Origin of the sequence: Paracoccus sp. R12_2 (genome assembly GCF_017744015.1) — a bacterium.
Taxonomy (GTDB): domain Bacteria; phylum Pseudomonadota; class Alphaproteobacteria; order Rhodobacterales; family Rhodobacteraceae; genus Paracoccus.
In genome coordinates this window covers 49,538-70,624 of record NZ_JAGHRA010000011.1, presented here as the reverse complement: position 1 = coordinate 70,624, position 21,087 = coordinate 49,538, and the positions used below count along the sequence as shown (strand labels likewise).

The window sequence follows — 21,087 nt, the reverse complement described above, 5'->3', positions numbered from 1 at the left end:
GGCCTATTCCTCCGTCGCTTCTGTCAGAACGGCGGCCAAGGCGCGTCTGGCCAACGCAATCTTGAAGTCATTGCCGCCGCGCCCCTTCGCCTTGGCCAGCAGGGCATCGGCGGCTTGATCGAAGAGGGCAGGCGAGGGCGGCCGCCCAGTCAGGATCGCCTCGGTCTGGGGATCGCGCCAGGGCTTGTGCGCCAGCCCTCCAAAGGCCAACGCGACGCGAGCGATCCGGCCTTCCCGAAGCTCGATCACCGCAGCTACCGAAACGAGGGCGAAAGCATAAGACGAACGGTCGCGGATCTTGCGATAGCTCTGGCGGCCGGCTGCCGGTTCCGGCAATGTGACAGCGGTGATCACCTCGTCGTCTCGCAACACGTTGTCACGGGCGGGATCGTCGCCGGGAAGTCGGTGGAACTCTGCCACGGGGATCAGGCGCGTGCCGTCTTGCCCCAGCACCTCGACCGTCGCATCCAGCGCGGTCAGGGCCACCGCCATATCGCCGGGGTAGGTCGCGATGCAGGTTTCCGAGGTGCCGAGGATCGCGTGATTGCGGTTCACTCCCTGCAGCGCGTCACAGCCGCTGCCGGGCTGCCGCTTGTTGCAGCGCGTGTCCGTCGCCATGAAGTACTGACAGCGCGTGCGTTGACACAGATTGCCGCCCGTCGTCGCCTTGTTGCGCAACTGCGGACTGGCGCCGGCAAGAATTGCCTTCGCCAGCAGCGGATAATCGGCACGGATGCGCGGATCGGCCGCGCAATCGGCATTCGTGACCAAGGCGCCGATCCGCAACCCGCCTTCATGCGCCGTGATCCGGTCGTGACCGGCACGAGAGATGTCCAGCAGGCGGCGCGGCGCCTCGACCTCCAGCTTCATCAGGTCCAAGAGGTTGGTGCCGCCTGCGATCAGCCGGTCGCCGGGCTGGTCCACGGGTTGCAGGTCGGCCACGCGACGATAGTCGAAGGGTCTCATGTGCCTTTCTCCGACTGCATCACCTCGCGGATGGCGGCGATGATATTGGAATAAGCCCCGCATCGGCAAAGATTGCCGCTCATCCTTTCGCGCAGTTCCTTGTCGCTGGGGGCGGGGGTGTCCGCGACGGCCTCGGTCACGGCGCTCGGCCAGCCGGCGGCCAGTTCCTTCAGCATGGCGGTGGCCGAGCAGATCTGGCCTGGCGTGCAATAGCCGCATTGAAAGCCGTCATGGCTGACGAAGGCACGCTGGATCGCAGCCAGATTTTCGGGCGTGCCGATGCCCTCGATCGTGGTGATCTGGTCGCCGTCATGCATGATCGCGAGGCTGAGACAGGAATTGATACGACGCCCGTTCACGATCACCGTGCAGGCCCCGCATTGACCGTGATCGCAGCCCTTCTTGGTTCCGGTCAGTTTCAGGTCGAGGCGAAGGAAATCCAGCAACGTCTGGCGCGGATCGCCCTGAAATTCGCGTGCTTCGCCATTCACGTCAAGCGTGGCGGATTGGGTGGCCATGGCTGCATCCTGATCTGGCTGTGGCATGTCGGGTTCAACCGGCGGGCGGGCCAAGGGTTCCCGCCGCGCCAGCCGCAATCGAAACGGGCGGCGCTGTGGCGCCGCCCGCACGTGTCAGTCGTGATGTTCGGGCAAATCTTTCAATTGGTCTTTCGTGTGACTTGTTACGCCGTGCACCGTGCCGGTTTCATCTCGCATCATATCCAGCGACGAAACCGGCACCTGCACCGGCTTCGAGCCGATGCCCAGAAAACCGCCGACATCGATCACGGCCCTGGCGTCCGCGCCGCTGCCATGAACATGCGAGACCGAGCCGACCGTCTCGTCATCCGGGCCGTAGATCGTCGCGCCGGTCAGCACGGCATCGGTCAACTCTGCCTCGGCTAGTCTTTGGTGATTGCTGTGATCCATCCTCGTCTCCTCCGGTTGGATTGGAGACAGAGAAACGGGCGCTGCCCCCGGCCCGTTCCGTTGATAAATGTGCAACCGAGAGAAGCCGTGGCGCTGACGGCACCGATGCACCGCCAAGCGAGCCCGTGCGCGCGGATGACTGACAGGATCAAGGTCTGGGACGTGTCGTCCGACTGGTCATCCGCTGCCCGCAGACCAGCGTGTGCCTGCCTAACGCAGCACATAGTCGATTTGTGAGCCGTCTTCGGCCAGGAACCGCACATGGACCAGCGTGCTGCCCGCGAACCACAGTTCGCGGTTCAGATCGCCTGTCAACGCGTAATGCGCGGCCCGCACCGGGCCTGCGCCGGTGGTGACGGTTTCGGTGCCCAGATTCCTGACACTGATCCTGTCGGTGCTGCCGTCGATGGTGTTCAGCACCTGTGTCGCGCCGAGAATGTCGGCGTCCCAGAGGCTGGCCGGGATCAGCGAGGTCGCGCGGACGCTGATTTTGTGGGGCGAGCCGTTGTCATCGGTCTGCGAAGTCAGCGCTGCCAGCTGCCCGGCGTGCCAGGTTTCCTTGCTTGACTGGCGGAAACGATAGGCGCTGACGCCGATCACCGGCAGTTTCACCGAAACGTCTGTGGCGATGTCGACAGTCAGATCGTTGCCCGCGCCGCGGAAGGTGACAACATAATCGCCTATGTCGCGGCCATTGCGAATCACGTCGAATGCCAGCTTGCCCGAGCGCGGAACGCTGGCAGAGGGGGCGGCCAAGGCCGGGCCGAAAGCGGTCAGGGTCAGGGCCAGTGCGGCCAGAAAGGTGCGTGTCATTGGTGTCCTCATCTCAGATCATGCCCATGCCGATGAACAGGTTGCGGTTGGCGTCGGCGATGGCGCGGCGGCCATGCATGACGCGGGTGTTGTCCAGGATAGCGATGTCGCCGTCCTGCCAGTTGATCTCGTGCGTGACGTCCTCGGCCAGGGCGCGGATCCCCTCGACCTCGGCCGGAGTCACGTCGCTGCCGTCGGCCATGGCGTAGCGTGGCGGCTGATAGTTATGCGACGGGCCGAGGACCGCGTTGGCAAAGCCGAGCGCATCACCCCCGAGGGCCGAGCCGCGCACCGGATCGACCGTCAGCCGATAGGTCAGCGAACCGTCGTCATGAAGGCTAAAATCCTGACCCGGCACGGCGGCCTTGAACTGCAGCACGTGTTCCATCGTCACCTGGGAAGGGTCTGACAGGGCGGGATGTTCGTTCACGAGATAGCGTTTCCACAACGTCTCGGGCAAAACGCGTTCGACCGTCATGGGCTGGGACCAGCGGGCCTTTTGCCTGTCATCGAACCGATCCCAGACGGCGCGACCGTCGCAGATCGTCGTCTGCGATCCCTCGAAGGCGGCGGTCTGCGCGAAGAAAGTCACGATGTCGGGACAGCGCGGCGTGTTGCCGTTCTCGATATGCAGGCCGATCGGCCCCATTCCCGCATCGACCATCTGTGTGGTCGCGGTGGTGTGGTTGCGGGCCGGATCGAAGGTCACGCGCCGGCAAAGTGTCGTCACAAGCGCCGAGAAATCCTCCATGTCGGGGTCGAAACCGCGCAGCAGGGTCCAGCCGTCGCGGGCCAGGTCTTCGCGCATGGTGGCCAGCAGACCGGGATCGGTCAGCCCTGCCGAATGGTCGCGGTGGCGCAGGATGTTGTAGGTCATAAGGTCCTCATCTTTGGGAAATTTCGGGTTGCGCGGCGGCGGCCACCGCCGGGTCGCGCGCCATCCTGATCAGCGCGCGGTCGATCAGCGCGGGGCGCAGGCGTTGCAGCGCGATGTACAGGCGTTCGCGCGTGGCGGGCAGCTGTTGGGGACGGCGCGCGGCGATGGCGCGCCAGGCGCGGGCGGCGACAGCGTCCGGAGAATCCAGCGCCATGGCCATTGGTCCGACCAGCGACTGGAACCCCTGCGCCGCATCGGTTCGCGTACCGCGCGGGGCCAGGTGGGTGACGGCGATGCCGCGTGGGGCCAGTTCGCGCCGCAGCGCATCAGCCATCCCGCGCAGCGCGAACTTCGATGCCGAATAGGCCACGAAATAGGGGAAAGCGATCTCGCCGAAGACCGAACCGACCATGACGACCTGGCCCTTGCTAGAGGTCAGCGGGGCCAGCAAGTCGCGCGTCAGCGCGAGGGGCGCGGCCACGTTCAGGGCCAACAGCGCTGCGACATCGGCATCGCGAAGCCCCTCCAGCGCGCCTGAAGGAACGGTGCCGGCATTGTGGATCAGGATGTCCAGCCCGGTATCGCGTGCCGCGTCAACAATGGCGGCGCGACCTTCCGGCATTGTCACGTCGGCGGTCACGACAAGGGCATCGCGCAGCGTCTCTGCGACCCGGGCCAAGGGTTCGTGCCGACGGCCGACCAAGATGACCCTATATCCGTGACGGTCAGCCTCGACGGCCAGAGAGCGACCGATACCCGTTCCTGCGCCGGTGATCAGGACGATGCGGCGCGTCATGCCGCCACCCCCAGGGTGAGCGGGATCTGCACGTCGGGGCGGGTCGCGATCAGGCGGGCGACCTGCCGGTCGGCGGTGCCCGAGGGCCGGATCAGACCCGGCTCGCGCGGATCCGCGATGACCAGCGCATCGGGACGGGCATAGGCGGGCAGCCGTGCCAGCCTTGCGACCAGTGCTTCCATGTCCGGCGCGGCGATCGCGGCCAGGACCAGGACCAGCCGGTCCTCGGGCATCAGAACCAGCGCCGCCGCAGGCAGCGCGGGATCGGCCAGAGCCTCGGCCTCTACCCATTCGGGCGAGATGTTGCGTCCCGAGGCCCGCAGGATCATCGCGTCCCGCCGGCCCAGCACGGTCAGGCGACCTTCCTCGATCCGGCCCAGATCCCCTGTGCGCCAGGGCCCCGAATGCGGTGAACGGTGCAGGTAGCCCGCCATCACGGTAGGGCCGTCGACGACGATCTCTTCGTCCTCGATGCGCAGGGACGTGCCCTCAAGCGGCACCATTGCCGATCCTTCGGGCGCATCCAACGGCGTCAGGGCCACGACCGAGCATGCTTCTGACAGGCCATAACCCTCGGATACGGGCAGACCCAGCGACCTCGCCTCGGCGATCAGTTCGGGCGAGATGGGGGCGCCGCCCACCGCAACATAACGCAGGCTGTTGGGCCGGGATGCGCCTGCACGCAGCGCCGCGACCCACATCGTCAGCTGCCGCGGAGCCAAGAGTGTGACGGTGGGGTGGACCTGATGCGCGATCTGCGCGAGCGCGCGTCCGTCGCCAGTGAAAAGCGCCGACGCGGCGGGCGGGCAGATCACCGTCGACGCTCCCGCCATGACCGGCAGAAAGATGCCGCAGATCTGTTCCAGAAGCTGCGCCTGCGGCAGGGCCGACAGGTAGCGGTCAGCGGGCCCCGCCGCCAGCACGCGTGACAGCCCCGTCACGGATGCTGTCAGCTGGCGGTCGCCCAGCAAGACCCCCTTGGGCTGCCCCGTCGTTCCCGAGGTATAGATCACCCGCTCGGCCCCGCCCGCATAGGTCGGGGACAGGGGTTTCCCGGCCTGTGGCAGGTGGTCGATCAGCGTTGCCCCGGAATCCTGCAGCAGATGCGCGACCTGCCCGGTCGAAAAGAAGCCCGGCACGGGCACCACGCGGCAGCCGGCCAGCGTCGCTGCCAGGTCGCCGATGACATAGTCAAGTCCGGCCAGCCGCAGTCCCACGATGCGGGAACCGGCTGCGAAACCGGCGGCGGCGCACGCTACGGCCTGGGCCAGCGTCGACCAGGTCAGGCCGCGCTGACCATCGGCGAAGGCCATATTCTGTGGGCGTTCCACGGCATTGCGGGCAAGTGCATCGAACACGGGTGTCATTCGGGATGAACCTCTTTCTGGCGTGAAATCCTGCGCGGCGTGAACCGCAATGGTTCGGCGCGTTCCTGTAGCGCGCAAACCCAGGGGTCGGTGTCGTAATAGCGGCCCCATCGGGATGCCTCGGCCAACCTGTCGGGTCGTGCCGGCGCCAGGGCGAGGATCGGCACCCCCGTGCGACGCAGCATGCGCAGCAGCGGAGCGGTGGCGGTGAAAAGCCCCCAGCTCGCGCCCCGGCTACGCCCTTCGGCGGTGATCGCCTCGATCAGCGGCATGGTGGCGGCGGGCGTCGGGCAGGCCATGGACACGACCTCGATCACATCGCCCGGCGTGACGGGGCCGCCCGAGAGGCGGGTCAACTCGTCCGCGACGGGATGGTCAAGATAAGCTTGGCTGAAAAAGCCCTGCGCGGCGTCACGCAGCCCCACCGCGCCCAGGATGTTTCCCTTGGCGCCGCGCGCCACCACCAGCGGCACGGCGGGCAGGGTAATCCGTGCCCCGTGGGCGGCCATGAAATGCGTCTCGATCATCACGGCGGCGGCGTGCCAACCGGGTTCGCGCCAGTTCAGGATATCAACCTGCATGGTTGCCGCCTGTCGCGTTGATTGATGGACAAGTCGTCATGGGTATCACCTGCTATCTGCTCTTTGGGCCAGAAATCCCGCCAAGCTTTCGGCAAGCTTACAATCGTCGGTCTGGGTCTCACGTTCATGTGAGGTGCAATTTGCGTTGATCCGTCGTCCGACCTGCTTCATCAGTTGGCCAGCGTGGCGGGAGAGTGTGATGCGCGTGCTTATGGTAGAGGACGAGGCTGACATCGCCGACGCGCTTGGGCGATTTCTTCGGGCAGAGGGTCACGCAGTCGATCACGCCCCGGATCTTGCCGCCGCCGAGGCCGCGTTGGATGTCGCCGAATTTGATGCGGTCCTTCTGGACCTTGCCTTGCCCGATGGGTCGGGACTGACGCTGCTGCGGGAACAGCGGCGGCGCGGAAACCGCGTTCCCGTCGTCATAGCGACCGCCCGCGACCAGATATCGGAACGGATCGCGGGGCTCGATGCCGGGGGCGACGATTACGTCGTGAAGCCCTATGATCTGGGCGAGGTCGCGGCCCGTCTGCGGGCGCATGGCCGCCGCGCCTCGGGCGATCCGGCTCCGGAAAGCCGGCTGGGACCACTGCGCATCGACCGCGCCGGGGCGCGGCTTTTTCGCGATGATGCCGAAATCCGCCTGACATCGCGCGAATGGGCGCTGTTCGACGCGCTTCTGTCCGCACGAGGCAGGGTTTTGTCAAAGCAGGTGCTTGAGGAACGTCTATATGCCTTCGACGATGCGGTCGAGGGGAATGCCGTCGAGGTCTACGTCTCGCGCCTGCGTGCGAAGCTGGGCGCAAGCGTGATCGAGACACGGCGCGGGCTTGGATACCTGATACCGTGACGCGGCCATGGTCCTTGCGTCAGCGGCTGGTTCGGCGCGTGGTGCTGGGCGCCTGCCTAGCATGGCTTGCCGGCGTCGGACTGGCAGCGTTGGTCGTCGCCCACGAGATGTCCGAACTGATGGACGACACATTGGGCAACTCGGCAAGAATGTCGTTGTCGCTTTACAAGGGCGCCGGGCAGCTGGGTGCGCTGGTGCAGGGGGATGGCGCGATACGCATCATCGATGGTGGTGCGATAGTCACCGACGCGCCCTGGACGCCGGTGGCACAGGATGGTGGTCAGGATCTGCCGGGTTGGCGCGTTTTCCGGCTGTCGGATCCCGATGACGACATTGTGGTCGAGGTCGGTCAAAGCAGCGAATGGCGTCAGGACGAACTTGCCGAAAGTCTTGGCTGGCTTGTTGCGCTGATGCTGCCGGTTCTGCTGGCGACCCTGATCGCGGCGCGGGGCGCCGTCGCCTCGGCGCTGCGTCCAGCCACAAGACTGGCGATGATGCTGCGCGGACGGTCTGCGCGCGACCTGTCGCCGGTCAATGCGCCTGATCTGCCTGCCGAGCTGGCGCCGATCCCGCACGCTTTGAACGGCTATCTGGACGACATTCGCGCCCGCATCGAAGCCGAACGTCAGTTCGCCACCAACGCCGCGCACGAGTTGCGCACCCCTATCGCGGCGGCCTCCGGGCAGGCGCAGTTGATCGCTGCGGGACTTGCCGACCCGGCGGCCGCCGGACGCCTGGCCGCAGCGCTTGGGCGGATGGGCCATCTGGTGGACCGTTTGCTGCAATTGTCACGGGCAGAGGCGGGCTCGATGGGGGCGGGACCTTGCGACCTGGTGCGTGTGGCGCGCATGGTGATCGCAGAGAGCGACCTGCCGGTTCACTTCGACGATGCCGAGCTCGCCGAAGCGATCGTTGCCGTCGATCCCGATGCCTTGGCGTTGATTCTGCGCAACCTGTTGCGGAACGCCGCAGATCACGGCGTCGGGGATCTGCGCATGGTGCTGTCGATGGGGCCGGTTGTCACCGTGTCGAATGCCGTCCGTCCGTGCGCCGTCTTTCGGCATGCCACGTTCGACAAGTCCGCCAGTTCCTCCGGGGCGGGCCTGGGACTGGCAATCGTGGCCCGCGTCGCCGAAACGCAAGGTATCGGGATCGAATACGTCATGGAACCGCACCGGGCACTGGTCCGTGTCAGCTTTGCGGATCGGTCCGGCAGCCGCCGGGACTGAACTGCTAGCGCGGAGTGCTTGGCCCCCGCCCGCCAAAGCGACAGGGACACGGCTTCGGACCTCTCAGTGGCGGCACTTTCAAGACCAAGGACGCTTGAATCCGGTCAGCATCGAAAGAACAAGGTTCTCGCGGTGGCGAAGGCTTTCGACGATCACGCCGGAAACATGCAGGGCCACGAGGATCAGGATCGACGTTGCCAGAATCTCATGGACCTCCTCCATGGCGTCTGAACCCCAGAACATGTCGGTGGTCTGTAACCATCCGGTGACGGCGGTGCCTGTCACGGTCAGCAGCAGGGCAACGATCATCGCGCCACCGGCGGGGTTGTGGCCCAGATAGCGCTGCTCGCGCCCCTGTCGCAGGTCGCCCAGGTAATGCAGGACGGCACGCGGACCGCGCACGAAATCGACGAAGCGCGCATGGCGGGGGCCGATAAGGCCCCACACCAGCCGGGCCGCAATCAAGGCTGCAATGGCGTATCCCATGCGTTCATGCAGCGCCTTGGGACCGTCCGAGGTCAGCCAGGTTCCGGCGATCAGACCGACCAGGCTCCAGTGAAACAACCGGACGAACACATCCCAGACCTTGATCCTTTCAGTCATCTGAACCGACGGCCTCAAAGGTGGCCGGATCGAAAAAGATCTCGACGCGTTTGCCGGCCTCGTCATGGCCATAGACCTCGTAGCAGCCATCCTCGGTCTTGACGTTGTTGATGGTCCAGCCCTTGGCTGCCAGCGCAACCTTCAGATCTTCGACCGGGCGCCAGTCGGACTGCGGCACGTTGCAGCGTTCACTTGCAAGTGCGGGCACGGCCAGGGTCGTCATCAGGACAAGGGCGGGGATTAGAATAAATCGCATGGGTGTCTCCATCATCTGCGTTTCGATGAACGGTGCATGCATGTCGAAGCTTTCAGAAACCTTGCAGGCGCAGAGCGGCGATTCCACCAGCAATGCTTGACGGAGGTAAATGTTCGCCAGGCCTTGGGTTGTTCAGGCGCGAATACTTCAGGTGATGCGCGGGCCGTGCTCTTGGTCGCGGCCTTTGCGATGCAGCGCCAAATGCGAAAGAAACGGCATGAACGGTTGCCTGTCCGGTCGCAGCGCAACAGCAGGCGGCCCCCCGGCACCGGCGCGCGCGTCGAGGTCATCGGGATGCAGATGTATTACGACGTGGCGGTCTTCATGGATGCCGTGGACCTGCAAGACGCGGATGTGTTCGGATATTCCATGGCCGGGTTGCAGTTGGCCATCCGCCATCCCGAAAGATCGACACGTTGATCGCCGCCTCAGTCGCCGAAGATGCCGAGGGCTGACAGCCGGGCTTTCGCGAGTTCATCCCGCATATGACGGTCAAAATGTTCACCGCGATGCAGGGGCCTCGCAAACCGAGGTTTCAGGTCATGGCCGCAACCCCATTGTCTGGAATGAGAACGTCGCGCGCAGCTTCGTTCGTCGCGTTCCTGACATGCGCAATGGCTCGCACGGAAATGCAGCATCGGCGCCTTCGACGGCTGCCGGTCGAGCTCAGCTTGTCAGCCGAGCAAGTACCGTCTCGACGTCGTCGAGAAAGCTAACCCATTCTCGCTGCTCGTCGATCCCGTTCATGTGCATGAGAAACAACCCCTCCACCGCGAGGAAGGCGACCCGCGCAGCCTGTGCGTCAGCCGAAGTGCCTCCGAGCCGGTGGAAGATACCGCGATACCAATCACGTGTCTCCTGTCGGTTCTCGGGGTCTTCCAGATAGCTGACGAGAAGCCCTGCCATCTTGGCATCCATGGCCTGCTGCGATGCCCGGGTCGCAGCGATGTAGTGCCGGACGAAGGTCACCGGGTCGGTATCAGGCTCGACCTCCAGCAATGCGTCGAACTGCGTTGTCCATCGTTCGACAAGCGCGCGGACGAGGTCGTCCTTGCTGGCGAAGGAATACTGCACGCCGCCTTTCGACACGCCTGCCGCCTGCGCCAGCGCGCCGATGGTCAGCGCCCCGGCACCGCCCGAGCGAACGAGGCCTTCGGCGACGTCAAGCAAGCCTTCGCGGGTGATTGTCGATTTTCTGCCCATGGGCCTTCTCTTCGGTCGGGAAAGGATTGCATTAAATACGATCGTATTTATATAGCTGAACGCAACGTATAGTTCAGGTGAGAAATGATCCCGCGTCAACCCGATCCCAAACGCTGGCTTGTCCTGCTGGCGGTGATGCTGGCCTTCCTGCCGGTCGTCCTGGACATGACGATCCTGCACGTCGCGGTGCCCTCGCTGACGCAGGCGCTGGGGGCGGACAACGCACAGGTTCTGTGGATCATCGACATCTATCCGCTGCTGATGGCGGGGCTTCTGGTGCCGATGGGCACGCTTGCCGATCGCACGGGCACGCGGCGCGTCCTGCTGTCGGGGCTTGCGGTATTCGGTGTGGCATCGTGTCTGGCGGCCTTTGCATCGACCCCTGTTCTACTCATTGCCGCGCGCATGCTGCTTGCGCTCGGTGGGGCTATGATCATGCCCTGTGTGCTGGGCGTCATCCGACGCACCTTTGAGGATCCGGCCGAGCGCGGCCTGGCGCTCGGGCTCTGGGGCACGGTGGGGGCCGCCGGCGCCGCGGTCGGGCCTTTGATCGGCGGGGCGCTGCTTGGGCATTTCTGGTGGGGTTCGGTCTTTTTGATCAACGTTCCGGTGATGCTGGTCGTTCTGCCTGCCTGTTGGCTGTTGCTGCCGCGGCGCGAGGTTCTGACACCCGGTCATTGGCCAATCGGCCAGGCGGTGCTGCTGATCCTTGGCATGATCGCCACCGTCTACGCGATCAAGGCGGGGTTCGGGGCCAAACAACCGTTGGCGCTGGTGCTGCCGATCCTCGCGGTTGGCGTGACGCTGCTCTGGATCTTCGCCCGGCTGCAACTCCGCAGCACGCAGCCGATGCTCGACCTGTCGCTGTTTTCGCGCCCTGCCATCGTGGCAGGGATCGTCATGGCAGTGGTAGCCAGTGGATCGCTTGCAGGTGTCGAACTGACGCTTGCACAGGAACTGCAATATGTTCTGGACAAGACGCCGTTGCAGGCCGGCATCTTCCTGGTCCCGATCATGGCCGCCGCAGCGCTTGGCGGCCCGGTCGCGGGCAGCCTGTCGTCGCGCCTGGGGCTGCGACCGGTGGCCTGCTTGTCGCTGGCGATCTCGGCGGGCGCGCTAGCGAGGCTTGCCGTCTCGGATCTTCAGAACGCTGGGCTGATCGTGCCGGCGCTTCTGGCGGTCCTTGGTCTTGCGCTGAGCATCGGACTCACCGCCTCTTCCATCGCGATCATGGGCGCGGCAGAAGCGCAGGAAGCCGGCGCCGCCGGCTCGCTCGAGGCGACGGGGTACGAGCTGGGTACCGGCCTCGGGATCACCTTTTTCGGCGTGTCCATCTCGGTGCTGTTCGGACGTCAACTGATCCTGCCCGACGGTATCCCCGCGTCGCTGGCCGAGCAAGCGGCGCAGTCCATCGGAGACGTCTACATCGTCGCGCAGGGGCTTGGTGACGACGAGGGTGCGGCATTGATCTCTGCTGGCAAGGCGGCGTTCTCGACGACGCATTCGGCGCTTCTGACGGCGGCGGCGCTGCTCTTGGGCCTGTTGGCGGTTCTGGTGTTCTTCCTGCTTGGTGAAAGACGCCGGGACGCGGCCACCCAGCACTAAGTCAGGCCGGTCACGCGCCAGCCAGAAGCCCTGCATAGACGCCACCCTGCGCCTGAAGCGCGACATGAGTGCCAGTCTCGACCACCCTTCCGCGTTGCATGACCACGATGAGGTCTGCATCGCGGATGGTCGAGAGGCGATGCGCGATGGTGATCGTCGTGCGGCCTTTCGACATCGCTTCCAAAGCCTCGGACATCGCCCGCTCGGTGCGCGTGTCAAGCGCACTTGTCGCCTCGTCGAGGAGCAGGATCGGCGGGTCGCGCAGGAGCGTTCGGGCCAGAGCAAGGCGTTGCTTCTCTCCCCCTGAGAAGCGGAAACCGCCTTCGCCGATGAGCGTCCCGTAGCCATCGGGAAGCGCTGTGATGTGGTCGTGGATCTGCGCCACCTTGGCAGCCGAGATCAATTCTGCCTCCGTGGCCTCGGGCCGGGCAAAGCGCAGGTTATCGGCCACAGACGCGTGCAGCAGGTAAGGTTCCTGCGAGGCCACCCCGAGCATCTGCGAGAGCGTGTCGAAGCTGAGGTCGCGCAGGTCCGTCCCGTCGAAGCGGATCGCGCCGCTGTCGACGTCGTAGAGCCGCGCCAGCAGATAACCTAGCGTGGTCTTGCCCGAACCGGTGGGGCCAACGATGGCGACATGGGACCCGGGCGGGATTGACAGGCTCACGCCATCTACCGTCGGGTCGCGCCCTTCGTCATAGGCGAACCGGACGTCGTTGAGCTGCACCTCGCCGCGCATCTCGGACCGTGGGATGGTGACAGGATCCGCGCATTCGGTGATCTCGGCCGGTTTGTCGAGATACTCGAAGACGCGGGCGAACAGCGCACGGGTCTTGCGCGTCTCGCGACCGATTTCAAGCAGTTGCTCGAAGGGCCACAGAAGCTGCTCCTGAAGCGCGATCATGGCGACGAGCGTGCCGATGCTGGCTGGATTGCCGGTTTGCATCAGCAGCCCACCAGCCAGCAACGTCAAAGCGGGCAGCGTCGCCAGCGCGAAGCCGATCAGCGACCATTGCCATTCGCCCGCCGTGTGTGCGCCGGACTCGAGCCGGGCCAGATCCCGCGAGATGCCGGCAAAGCGCTGAGTCAGCAACGGGCCGCGCCCCATGGTGCGGGAGAGGATGATGCCGGGGGCCGAGAGCGTCTGTTCGACCGCGGCAGACATGTCGGCGGCGCGTTCCTGCTGCTGATAGGTCAGCCTCTCACGCAGGCGGGCGACCCGGGTGCTGATCAGCACGGTCACCGGCACGATGACAAGGACAAAGAGCGACAGCCGCCAGTCCAGGATCACGATCGCCACCGCCGTCATCACCACCGCGCTGAGCGAGCGGCCAAGCTCGTTCGCGGTCTCGGTCATCAGGGATTGCAGTCCGGCAATGTCGCTGGCGATCCGAGACTGCACTTCGCCGGTGCGCGTGCCGGTGAAGAAGCGCAGCGACAGCGTCTGCAGATGGGCATAGAGACGGACCCGAAGATCATGCAGAATGGCCTGCCCGATGCGGGTGCTCAGGACGACTTGCAGCGCGCCGATCCCCGCCGACACCAACGCCGCCACGATCATGCCCCCTGCGAGACACACCAGCAGCGATAGATCCTGCTGCGGCAGGGCCGTGTCGATGATCGCGCGCAGCAGGAACGGCCCGGCCAGCCCGATGGCCGATGCAAGCACCATCAGCGCCGTGACCCCCGCGATCCGCGCCCGGTGGGGGGCAAAAAGCTGCAGGACACGGCGCATCGACACATGCCGCACGGCAAGGTCACCGTAAGCGTCAGGATCGTCCATCATCTGTCATGCCTTTGGGAAGTGGCTGCTTCGGCAAGCGGATTTCCACGGTCAGGCCCGTGGGCTCGTGCGGCAGGACCCGAGCCTCGCCGCCATGGGCGCGGGCAATGGCGCGCACGATGGAAAGGCCGAGGCCCGAGCCGCCATGATTGCGCCCGCGGGAGGCGTCCGCCCGCCAGAAGCGGTCGAAGGCGCGGGCCCGCTCTTCCTCTGCCAGTCCCGGGCCGGTATCAGCGCAGCGGAACAGGACCTGGTCGCCCTGAACCATGGTCTCGATGTGAACCCCGGCATGCGGAGCGTAGCGGCGGCAGTTTTCCAGCACCGCGACGAAGGCTTGCCGCAGCCGCATCCGGTCCGCGAAGATGAGCGCCGGGGCCAGAGCGTGGGTCACGGTGATGCCGGAGGCGGCCAGTTCCGCCTCAAGCCCGCTAAGGGCCGCCTCGACCTCCTCGGCAAGGTCAAGGCGCGCACCCGACAGCTCCAGCCGGCCGGCATTGCCGAGGGCGAGCGTACGCAGCTCCTCCACGATGGCCGACAGATGGTCGACATGCGCGATGAGCCGGTCGAAGGTTTCAGGCGTCGGATCGAAAACACCATCGGACAGACCCTGCAGCCTTCCGCGCAGGATGGTCAGCGGCGTGCGAAGTTCGTGCGCGATGGCCGAATTGGAATAGGCAAGCTCTGCCTCCGCGCGTTCCAGGCGTTCGGCCATGGCATTGAAATCCGCCTGCAGATCGACTGCTTCCTGGAAGCTGCCATAAGGACCCTCGGCCCGGGCGGAGAAGTTGCCCTCGGCGATCCGGCGCGCGGCGCCTCCGACCGATTTCAACGGTTCGACGATCCGCCGTGCCAGCCGCCAGCCGATCCACGATGCCGTCAACAGGCCGAAGGCCAACAAGATCAGCACCATGACGCTGTCCGCCGTGCGCCAGCCCGTGCCGTCCAGCGTTTCGGTCGGGTAGATCCAGTCGTAGATGAACAGGAAATAGGCCATCAGGCCAAGCGAGACGATCAGCGCCGCGATCAGCGTCAGCCCGACGATGGTGCGCGAGATGCGTGCGTTCAGGTTAGCGGGCATTTGGCTCATCCAGACGGTAGCCGAACCCGCGCACGCCCGTCAGCATGTCGCCCGCACCCGCCGACGCGAGCTTGCGGCGCAGATTGCTGACATGGCTGTCGACCGTCCGGTCGAGCGCTGCACCCTCGGGAAGGCAGGCATCCACGAGGTCGGCCCGGCTGAAGGCCCGTCCCGGAGAGCCCGCCATGTGCGACAGGATGCGGAACTCCGTCGGCGTCAGGTCGAGCGAGGCCGGCGCGCCCTCGACATCCAACATCGCGCGATGAGCCTGAGGATCGATCGTCAGCGGACCGACGCGCAGCAGCGCATCCGGCGCCCGCCCCATCGTCCGGCGCAGCACGGCGCGGGCGCGTGCCACCACTTCACGCGGATTGAAGGGTTTGACCACGTAATCGTCGGCCCCGATCCGCAGCGCCTGCAGCTTGTCCAGATCCTCGGCCAATGCGGTGACCATGATCACCGGCGTCTCTCCACGTCGGCGGATCGCGGCCAGCACCTCGAAGCCGTCCTGCCTGGGCAGCTTGATGTCGAGCACCACCAGATCTGGTCGCAGGCTCTGGTGATGCATCAGACCCGTGGTTCCGTCGCGGGCCGAGATCACGCGAAAACCCTCGCGGGCAAAGTAGCTTTCAAGAATTTCTGCAATCTCGGGCTCGTCCTCGACGATCAGGATCAGGGCTTCGGTCATGCGGGAACCTCTTTCAACGCGGGTTGGGCCTTCAGGCGAGTCGGGCGGCTGACGGCGACATAAAGCAAAGGGACGAAGAATACGCCCAACACCGTGGCCGAAACCATGCCCCCGAAGACGCCTGTACCGATCGCGTTCTGGATTTCGGACGCGGCCCCCTTGGCCAGCAGAAGCGGGAGGACTCCGAGGATGAAAGCAAGCGAAGTCATGACGATCGGACGCAGGCGCAGACGCGCGGCCTGCAAGATCGCGCGGTTGAGCCCCATGCCGCCCTCACGCAGGTGACGGGCATATTCGATCATGAGGATCGCGTTCTTGGCCGACAACCCGATAATAGTGATAAGCCCCACCTTGAAGAACACGTCATTATCCGCACCGCGCAGCAGCACCGCCGTCACGGCACCGAGGACACCGAGAGGCACCACCAGCATCACCGCGAAGGGCATCGACCAGCTTTCGTAGAGCGCCGCGAGCACCAGGAACACGATCAGCATCGAGGCGGCGAATAGCATGGGTGCCTGGCTGGCCGATTGCCTTTCCTGCAGCGACTGCCCGGTCCATTCCACGGCGAAACCCTGCGGCAGCGCCTTGGCCAGCCGCTCCATCTCGGCCATGGCGGCGCCGCTGGACACGCCGCTTGCCGCCTCGCCCGAGATGCGCGCCGCCGGGTAACCGTTATAACGGTCGAGCTGCGAGGGTGTGTCTTGCCAGACCGGGGTCACCACTTCGGACAGCGGGACCATGCCGCCCTCGGCATTGCGCACCTCGAGCCGCAGCACGTCCTCGGCATGCATCCGGGCCTCGGCTTCGGCCTGCACGATGACCTGCCGCATCTGTCCCTGGTAGGGAAAGTCGTTCACATAGGTCGAGCCGATGGCGGTGCCGATCGTGTCAGTGATCGCATCGAAGCCGAGCCCGAGCGCCTGCGCCTTTTCCCGGTCGATCTTTAGCGCGATTGCCATGCCGTTCGGCAGGCCCTCGCTCATGACGCCCGAAAGCAGCGGGCTGTCGGCAGCAAGAGCAACGAGCCTGTCCTCGGCCGCCTTCAAGGCCACGGGACCGGCATTGGCATGGTCTTCCAGCCGCAGGGAGAAGCCCGAGGTCGTGCCGAGCGACTCGATAGCGGGTGGTTTCATGATCATGGCCATACCCTCAGGTATGTCAGCCATCGCGGCTTCGGCGGCGGCAATTTCCTCGTCCACGCTGGTCGTGCGCTTATCCCAGTCCTTCAGGCTGGTGAAGGCCTGCGCGGCGTTCGGTCCCGAGCCGGAGAAGCCGAAGCCGAGGATCACTGTGTTCTCGGCGATGTCGGGACGGGTCGCGGTATGCGCCTCGTAGGCGGCGATAACATCGCGCGTGCGTTCGGCCGTGGCGCCCGAGGGAAGCTCGAACATTGCCATGAAGCTGCCCTGATCCTCTTCGGGAACGAAGGAGGTGGGGAGTCGGGTATAGGCGACACCCAGCACCGCGACCAGCGCAAGATAAAGCACGACCATCCGCCCACCGCGGCGCAGGGTCCAGCCGACCCAACCGGTATATCTCCGTGTCAGCGCGTCGAACCCGCGGTTGAACCAGCCGAAGATCCCGCGGGCCGCGCCATGGTCCGTCACCGGGCGCAGGAGCGTCGCGCAGAGTGCGGGTGTTAGCGTCAGCGCAAGCACCGAGGACAGCAGGATCGACACCGCCATGGACAGCGTGAACTGTTTGTAGATCGCCCCGACAGACCCGCTCGCCAGCCCCATCGGGATGAAGACGGCGACGAGGACGAGCGTCGTGCCGACGATCGCTCCGGTGATTTCGCGCATCGCCTGTTGCGTCGCGGCTTTCGCAGACAGGCCCTGACGTGCCATGATCCGCTCGACGGCCTCGACCACGACGATGGCGTCGTCGACGATGATGCCGATGGCCAGCACCATGCCGAACATGGTCAGCACGTTGATCGAAAAGCCCGCCGCCCACATCACCGCAAAAGTGCCAAGGAGAGCGATCGGTGCCACGATGGTCGGGATCAGCGTGTAGCGCAGCTTCTGCAGAAAGAGCAGCATCACCAGGAACACCAGCACCATGGCCTCGATCAGGGTATGGACCACCTTCGAGATCGACACCTTCACGAAGGGTGCGGTATTGTAGGACACCGATACCTCCATGTCGTCCGGCATGGCAAGGCGCAGCTCCTCCAGCCGTTTTTCGATGGCGGCAGAGGTGCGGACGGCGTTGGCGCCCGGCGTCATCTGGACGGCCGCTGCGGCCGCCGCCTTGCCGTTGCTGCTCACGCTGAAGGCGGTGGTCTGCGCCCCCATTTTCACCCTTGCGACATCGCCCAGGACAAGGCGCGCGCCGTCGGCGGTGGCGCGCAGGGGGATCGCGGCGAAGGCTTCGGGCGATGTAAGCTGCCCTTCAATGACCAGCGGAGTGGAGACCTTGATGCCCGGCACGGTCGGACCGTCGCCCACCCGGCCCGGAGCGGCCTGCGCATTCTCGCGCGAGATGGCCGCCGTCACGTCGCTCATGCCGAGCCCGTAGGCCGCAAGCTTCGCCGGATCGACCCAGATCCGCAGCGCACGGTCGGACCCGAAGGACTGCACCCGACCGACACCGGGCACGCGCTTGAGTTCTTCGCCAAGCGTCCGGTTCAGGTATTCGCCAAGGCTCAGCTCATCCGTGGCTCCGGTCTTCGACCTGAGCGTGATCACCATGAGAAAGCCCGATTCCGCCGCCTCCACGCTGACGCCGGCGCGGCGCACGGGTTCGGGAAGCAGGGCTTCGGCGTTCTTCAGCCGGTTCTGCACCTCGATCTGCGCCATCTCGGCATTGGTTCCGGGTTTGAACGTGACCGAGATGTTCGCGCCGCCCGTCGCATCCACGCTCGATTCGTAATAGAGTACATTCTTGACGCTGGAGAGCTCCTTCTCGATGGGCCGGACCACGCTGTTGGAGACGGTCGCGGCGTCAGCCCCTGAATAGCTTGTGAAGATGCTGACACTGGGCGGCGCGATGTCGGGAAAACGCGCGACAGGTAGCTGTGGGATCGCGACGATCCCGGCCAGCGCGATGAAGATCGCGATGACCCAGGCAAAGACCGGGCGCTGGATGAAGAACTGGGCCATTTTATCCGCTTTTCAGGACTGTGTTTCTGGTTTGGGGCTATCTTCCGGGTGCGCTTCGACCGGCATCATCACACCGTCCGGCACGCGGTCCTGGCCACGCACCGCCACGACCTCCCCTGGCTTCAGCCCGGTGGTGACGATGACGCGCGTGGCGACCCGTTCGCCCAGACGGACATCGCGGCGCATGGCGTCACCATCGGTCGAAACGACGACAAGCTGCGCGCCGCCGTCGCCGGTGCGCAGCACGGCCTCCTCCGGGACCAGAAGGGCCCCTTCGACGACCCCGCGCGGCAGGCGCGCACGCACGAACATGCCCGGCAGCAAGGCAAGGTCCGGATTCGCCGCCTCGATACGAACGCCGACATAGCCCGTGCCCTGATCGACGATGACGTCGGAGGATTTCAGCGTGCCGGTCACCGGCCATGCGGCGCCCTGGTGCTTGTAGATCGTGGCCGTGCCCAGCCCTTCCTCGGCGGCCATCAGCACCGCATCGAGATCGGTTTCCGGCAGGCGCAGGTCAATATTGACGGTCTCGAGATCCTGCACGACGGCAAGAGCCGTGTCGCCGCCAACCGTGACTAGGTCGCCGATTTCGGCCAGCCCCGCCGCGACGTAGCCGCCGATCGGCGCATGCAGGGTCGCAAAGTTGAGATCGAGACGCCTGCGCTCCACCACGGCGCGCACTTCGGCAACGCCGGATTTCGCCAGTCGCATGTCGTTGTGGACAGTGTCGTTGCTCTGCTGGCTGACGGCATTCCGCGTGAGCAGGGAATCCGAACGTTCGACGGCTGCCCGGGCATGGGCTTCGGCGATCTCTGCCCGAGCCAGCGCAGCCTCGGCTACGTCAAGGTCGGCTTGCAGCTGCGCCGGGTCGATGCGGAACAGGACGTCCCCCGCCGAGATCCGGGCGCCCTCCTCGACGTGCCTTTCCAGGATCAGTCCACCGACCTGCGGGCGGATTTCGACTCGTCGATGGGCTGAAACGCGGCCAGCATACTCGGACTCGAGCACGATCCGCTCTGGCTGGATCTTGCGCACGGTCAATCGGACCGCTGGTTCCATTGCCTGCTCTTCCGCCGACGCAACATAGAGGCGGTTCTCGAATTGGCCGATGGCCAACGTCCCGGCCATCAGGCCGATGCAGGAGAGGGTCAAGATCTTGCGACGTATCATGGTGCGTCCAGTTGTTTTCACACCGCTGGCAAATGGCATCGAGCCATGGAAGTACCGCCGAGATTTCGTGGAGATTACGTGGATGTAGGATGTTACGCGGTGCGGGAAGGAGCTTCGCCAGTTTCCGGAGGTTATGGGCGGTGGCAGCGAGAAGGAATCCGTTGTTCGCGGTCCCGTAGGTGGTGTCCGCGATCAGGCGTTCGGGATGCAGATCGAACCTGGTCTTCACCCGATCCTGCATGGTCTTGGGCGATGCGACCTCGTTCGCCGAGGGAATCGACTTCGGCGTCGCAGTTGCGGTGTTTCGGGCGGGTCATCAGTTCAGGCTCGGCAGTGGACTAGTCAGAGGGGGACGCGAGCTGCGCGCGGGTAAGCGCCTTCCGGCCCTGATCCACGACCTCTGCCTCGCTGCCGGATGCGTCGATCACGGTCCAGCTGATTTCGCCCGCGCCTCGCGCGATCTGCCGGTCCAGAACCGTCACATCTGCATCCGACGCGTCGCCCCGCCTGTTCAGGATGCGCGAGGCCAGCAGATCGTGCGTCGCAGATAGCCAAATTCCGCTGAAGGGCACGTTGGCCCTTCGCGCTACGTCCTCTGCAGCGGCGCGCATCATGACGTCTGCGAAGGTCGCATCGAGTATCGCCGAATGCCCCGCGTCCAGCGCAACCGTGGCGCGGTCCAGCATGCCCGCATAGACGGCAGCGCGTTGATCGGCGGTATAGGTTCGGGCGTCCAGGTGGGCCTCCGTACTCTGGCACGCCTTGCGCTCGAGGTCCGAGGACAGCATGACGGCTCCGGGCATCACCCCGATCGCGGGCGCAAGCGCTCTGGCCACCACGGTCTTGCCCGAGCCGGAGTATCCGCCGACGGCAACGAGCCGGGCTGGCACCGCCTTCAAGGCGTCGCATGAGAGATCCAGATAGGCACGAACTTCCTGCGCGGGCGCGGCCCGGTGTTGCTGAACCTTATCTGATTGAAGCAGGACCATTGCCCGAATCGCCGCGCGCAGCGAGATGAACAGTGGAAGCGCCGCAAGTCCCGCATCCTCGGTGCCGCGGAAGTCTCGAAGCCAAGCGTCAAGTGTTCGGCAGGCCTGCGGACGCAGGTCCCGGTGTATGAGGTCCATGATCATGAATGACAGGTCGTAAAGAATATCGCAGGTGCCCAAGGTCTCGTCGAACT

The 21,087-nt window shown here is 65.4% G+C and carries 20 protein-coding genes and 1 pseudogene; 4 read left to right on the top strand and 17 right to left on the bottom strand.

Features of this window, described 5'->3' with window-relative positions; translation table 11 throughout:
* Positions 1-3: 3 nt before the first annotated feature.
* The 8 genes from J7359_RS13640 to J7359_RS13605 form a co-directional block, all read right to left on the bottom strand.
* A complete protein-coding gene (locus J7359_RS13640; RefSeq protein WP_209057371.1) occupies positions 4-966 on the bottom strand; it encodes a xanthine dehydrogenase family protein subunit M in 963 nt (320 codons plus the stop codon).
* Entirely contained in the window at positions 963-1,484 is a 522-nt protein-coding gene (locus tag J7359_RS13635; RefSeq protein WP_209057370.1) for a 2Fe-2S iron-sulfur cluster-binding protein, read from the bottom strand. The genes J7359_RS13640 and J7359_RS13635 overlap by 4 nt, the downstream gene beginning before the upstream one ends.
* 114 nt (positions 1,485-1,598) lie before the next feature.
* Positions 1,599-1,856 (bottom strand): PRC-barrel domain-containing protein, encoded by a 258-nt coding sequence (locus tag J7359_RS13630; protein WP_247740390.1) that lies wholly within the window; start codon positions 1,854-1,856, stop codon positions 1,599-1,601.
* Between the two features lie 249 nt (positions 1,857-2,105).
* Positions 2,106-2,708 (bottom strand): DUF6134 family protein, encoded by a 603-nt coding sequence (locus J7359_RS13625; protein WP_209057368.1) that lies wholly within the window; start codon positions 2,706-2,708, stop codon positions 2,106-2,108.
* A 13-nt stretch (positions 2,709-2,721) separates the two neighbouring features.
* A complete protein-coding gene (locus J7359_RS13620) occupies positions 2,722-3,585 on the bottom strand; it encodes a TauD/TfdA family dioxygenase (protein WP_209057367.1) in 864 nt (287 codons plus the stop codon).
* 7 nt (positions 3,586-3,592) lie between these two features.
* Positions 3,593-4,381, bottom strand: a complete 789-nt coding sequence (locus J7359_RS13615; RefSeq protein ID WP_209057365.1) for an SDR family NAD(P)-dependent oxidoreductase — start codon at positions 4,379-4,381, stop codon at positions 3,593-3,595.
* Positions 4,378-5,748, bottom strand: coding sequence for an AMP-binding protein (locus J7359_RS13610; protein WP_209057363.1), 1,371 nt, complete (start codon positions 5,746-5,748; stop codon positions 4,378-4,380). The genes J7359_RS13615 and J7359_RS13610 overlap by 4 nt, the downstream gene beginning before the upstream one ends.
* Positions 5,745-6,329 carry a thermostable hemolysin gene (locus J7359_RS13605; protein ID WP_209057362.1) on the bottom strand — a complete coding sequence of 195 codons (585 nt, stop codon included), beginning with the start codon at positions 6,327-6,329 and terminating at the stop codon, positions 5,745-5,747. Before J7359_RS13605 ends, J7359_RS13610 begins: the two co-directional genes overlap by 4 nt.
* 199 nt (positions 6,330-6,528) lie before the next feature.
* On the opposite strand from J7359_RS13605, the gene J7359_RS13600 reads away from it, so the two are divergent.
* Positions 6,529-7,182, top strand: coding sequence for a response regulator transcription factor (locus J7359_RS13600; protein ID WP_209057360.1), 654 nt, complete (start codon positions 6,529-6,531; stop codon positions 7,180-7,182).
* Positions 7,179-8,411 carry a histidine kinase dimerization/phospho-acceptor domain-containing protein gene (locus J7359_RS20245; RefSeq protein WP_209057357.1) on the top strand — a complete coding sequence of 411 codons (1,233 nt, stop codon included), beginning with the start codon at positions 7,179-7,181 and terminating at the stop codon, positions 8,409-8,411. The genes J7359_RS13600 and J7359_RS20245 overlap by 4 nt, the downstream gene beginning before the upstream one ends.
* A 78-nt stretch (positions 8,412-8,489) precedes the next feature.
* Here J7359_RS20245 and J7359_RS13590 read toward each other — a convergent pair whose 3' ends face one another.
* On the bottom strand, positions 8,490-9,014 hold the full coding sequence (locus tag J7359_RS13590) for a cytochrome b/b6 domain-containing protein (protein WP_209057355.1): 525 nt from the start codon (positions 9,012-9,014) through the stop codon (positions 8,490-8,492).
* A complete protein-coding gene (locus J7359_RS13585; protein ID WP_209057353.1) occupies positions 9,007-9,270 on the bottom strand; it encodes a PepSY domain-containing protein in 264 nt (87 codons plus the stop codon). Before J7359_RS13585 ends, J7359_RS13590 begins: the two co-directional genes overlap by 8 nt.
* Positions 9,271-9,471: 201 nt before the next feature.
* Here J7359_RS13585 and J7359_RS13580 point away from each other — a divergent pair, with 201 nt between their 5' ends.
* Entirely contained in the window at positions 9,472-9,690 is a 219-nt protein-coding gene (locus tag J7359_RS13580) for a hypothetical protein (RefSeq protein ID WP_209057351.1), read from the top strand.
* 246 nt (positions 9,691-9,936) lie between these two features.
* Here the strand turns inward: J7359_RS13580 and J7359_RS13575 are convergent, their stop codons facing one another.
* On the bottom strand, positions 9,937-10,473 hold the full coding sequence (locus J7359_RS13575; RefSeq protein WP_209057350.1) for a TetR/AcrR family transcriptional regulator: 537 nt from the start codon (positions 10,471-10,473) through the stop codon (positions 9,937-9,939).
* Positions 10,474-10,557: 84 nt separating this feature from the next.
* Here J7359_RS13575 and J7359_RS13570 point away from each other — a divergent pair, with 84 nt between their 5' ends.
* On the top strand, positions 10,558-12,078 hold the full coding sequence (locus tag J7359_RS13570) for an MFS transporter (protein ID WP_209057348.1): 1,521 nt from the start codon (positions 10,558-10,560) through the stop codon (positions 12,076-12,078).
* A 10-nt stretch (positions 12,079-12,088) separates the two neighbouring features.
* Here the strand turns inward: J7359_RS13570 and J7359_RS13565 are convergent, their stop codons facing one another.
* From J7359_RS13565 to J7359_RS20240, 6 genes and pseudogenes are all read right to left on the bottom strand, one after another.
* Positions 12,089-13,747 carry an ABC transporter ATP-binding protein gene (locus J7359_RS13565; RefSeq protein ID WP_247740389.1) on the bottom strand — a complete coding sequence of 553 codons (1,659 nt, stop codon included), beginning with the start codon at positions 13,745-13,747 and terminating at the stop codon, positions 12,089-12,091.
* Between the two features lie 97 nt (positions 13,748-13,844).
* Positions 13,845-14,852 carry an ATP-binding protein gene (locus J7359_RS13560; RefSeq protein ID WP_247740388.1) on the bottom strand — a complete coding sequence of 336 codons (1,008 nt, stop codon included), beginning with the start codon at positions 14,850-14,852 and terminating at the stop codon, positions 13,845-13,847.
* A 73-nt stretch (positions 14,853-14,925) separates the two neighbouring features.
* Entirely contained in the window at positions 14,926-15,624 is a 699-nt protein-coding gene (locus J7359_RS13555; protein WP_209057345.1) for a response regulator, read from the bottom strand.
* The gene (locus J7359_RS13550) at positions 15,621-18,731 is read right to left on the bottom strand and encodes a multidrug efflux RND transporter permease subunit (RefSeq protein ID WP_209057344.1); all 3,111 of its coding nucleotides are present in this window, start codon (positions 18,729-18,731) and stop codon (positions 15,621-15,623) included. The genes J7359_RS13555 and J7359_RS13550 overlap by 4 nt, the downstream gene beginning before the upstream one ends.
* Positions 18,732-18,743: 12 nt before the next feature.
* Positions 18,744-19,904 (bottom strand): efflux RND transporter periplasmic adaptor subunit, encoded by a 1,161-nt coding sequence (locus J7359_RS13545; RefSeq protein WP_209057343.1) that lies wholly within the window; start codon positions 19,902-19,904, stop codon positions 18,744-18,746.
* A 464-nt stretch (positions 19,905-20,368) separates the two neighbouring features.
* A pseudogene (locus tag J7359_RS20240) lies at positions 20,369-20,893 on the bottom strand (AAA family ATPase); the annotation flags it as partial.
* Positions 20,894-21,087: the final 194 nt, after the last annotated feature.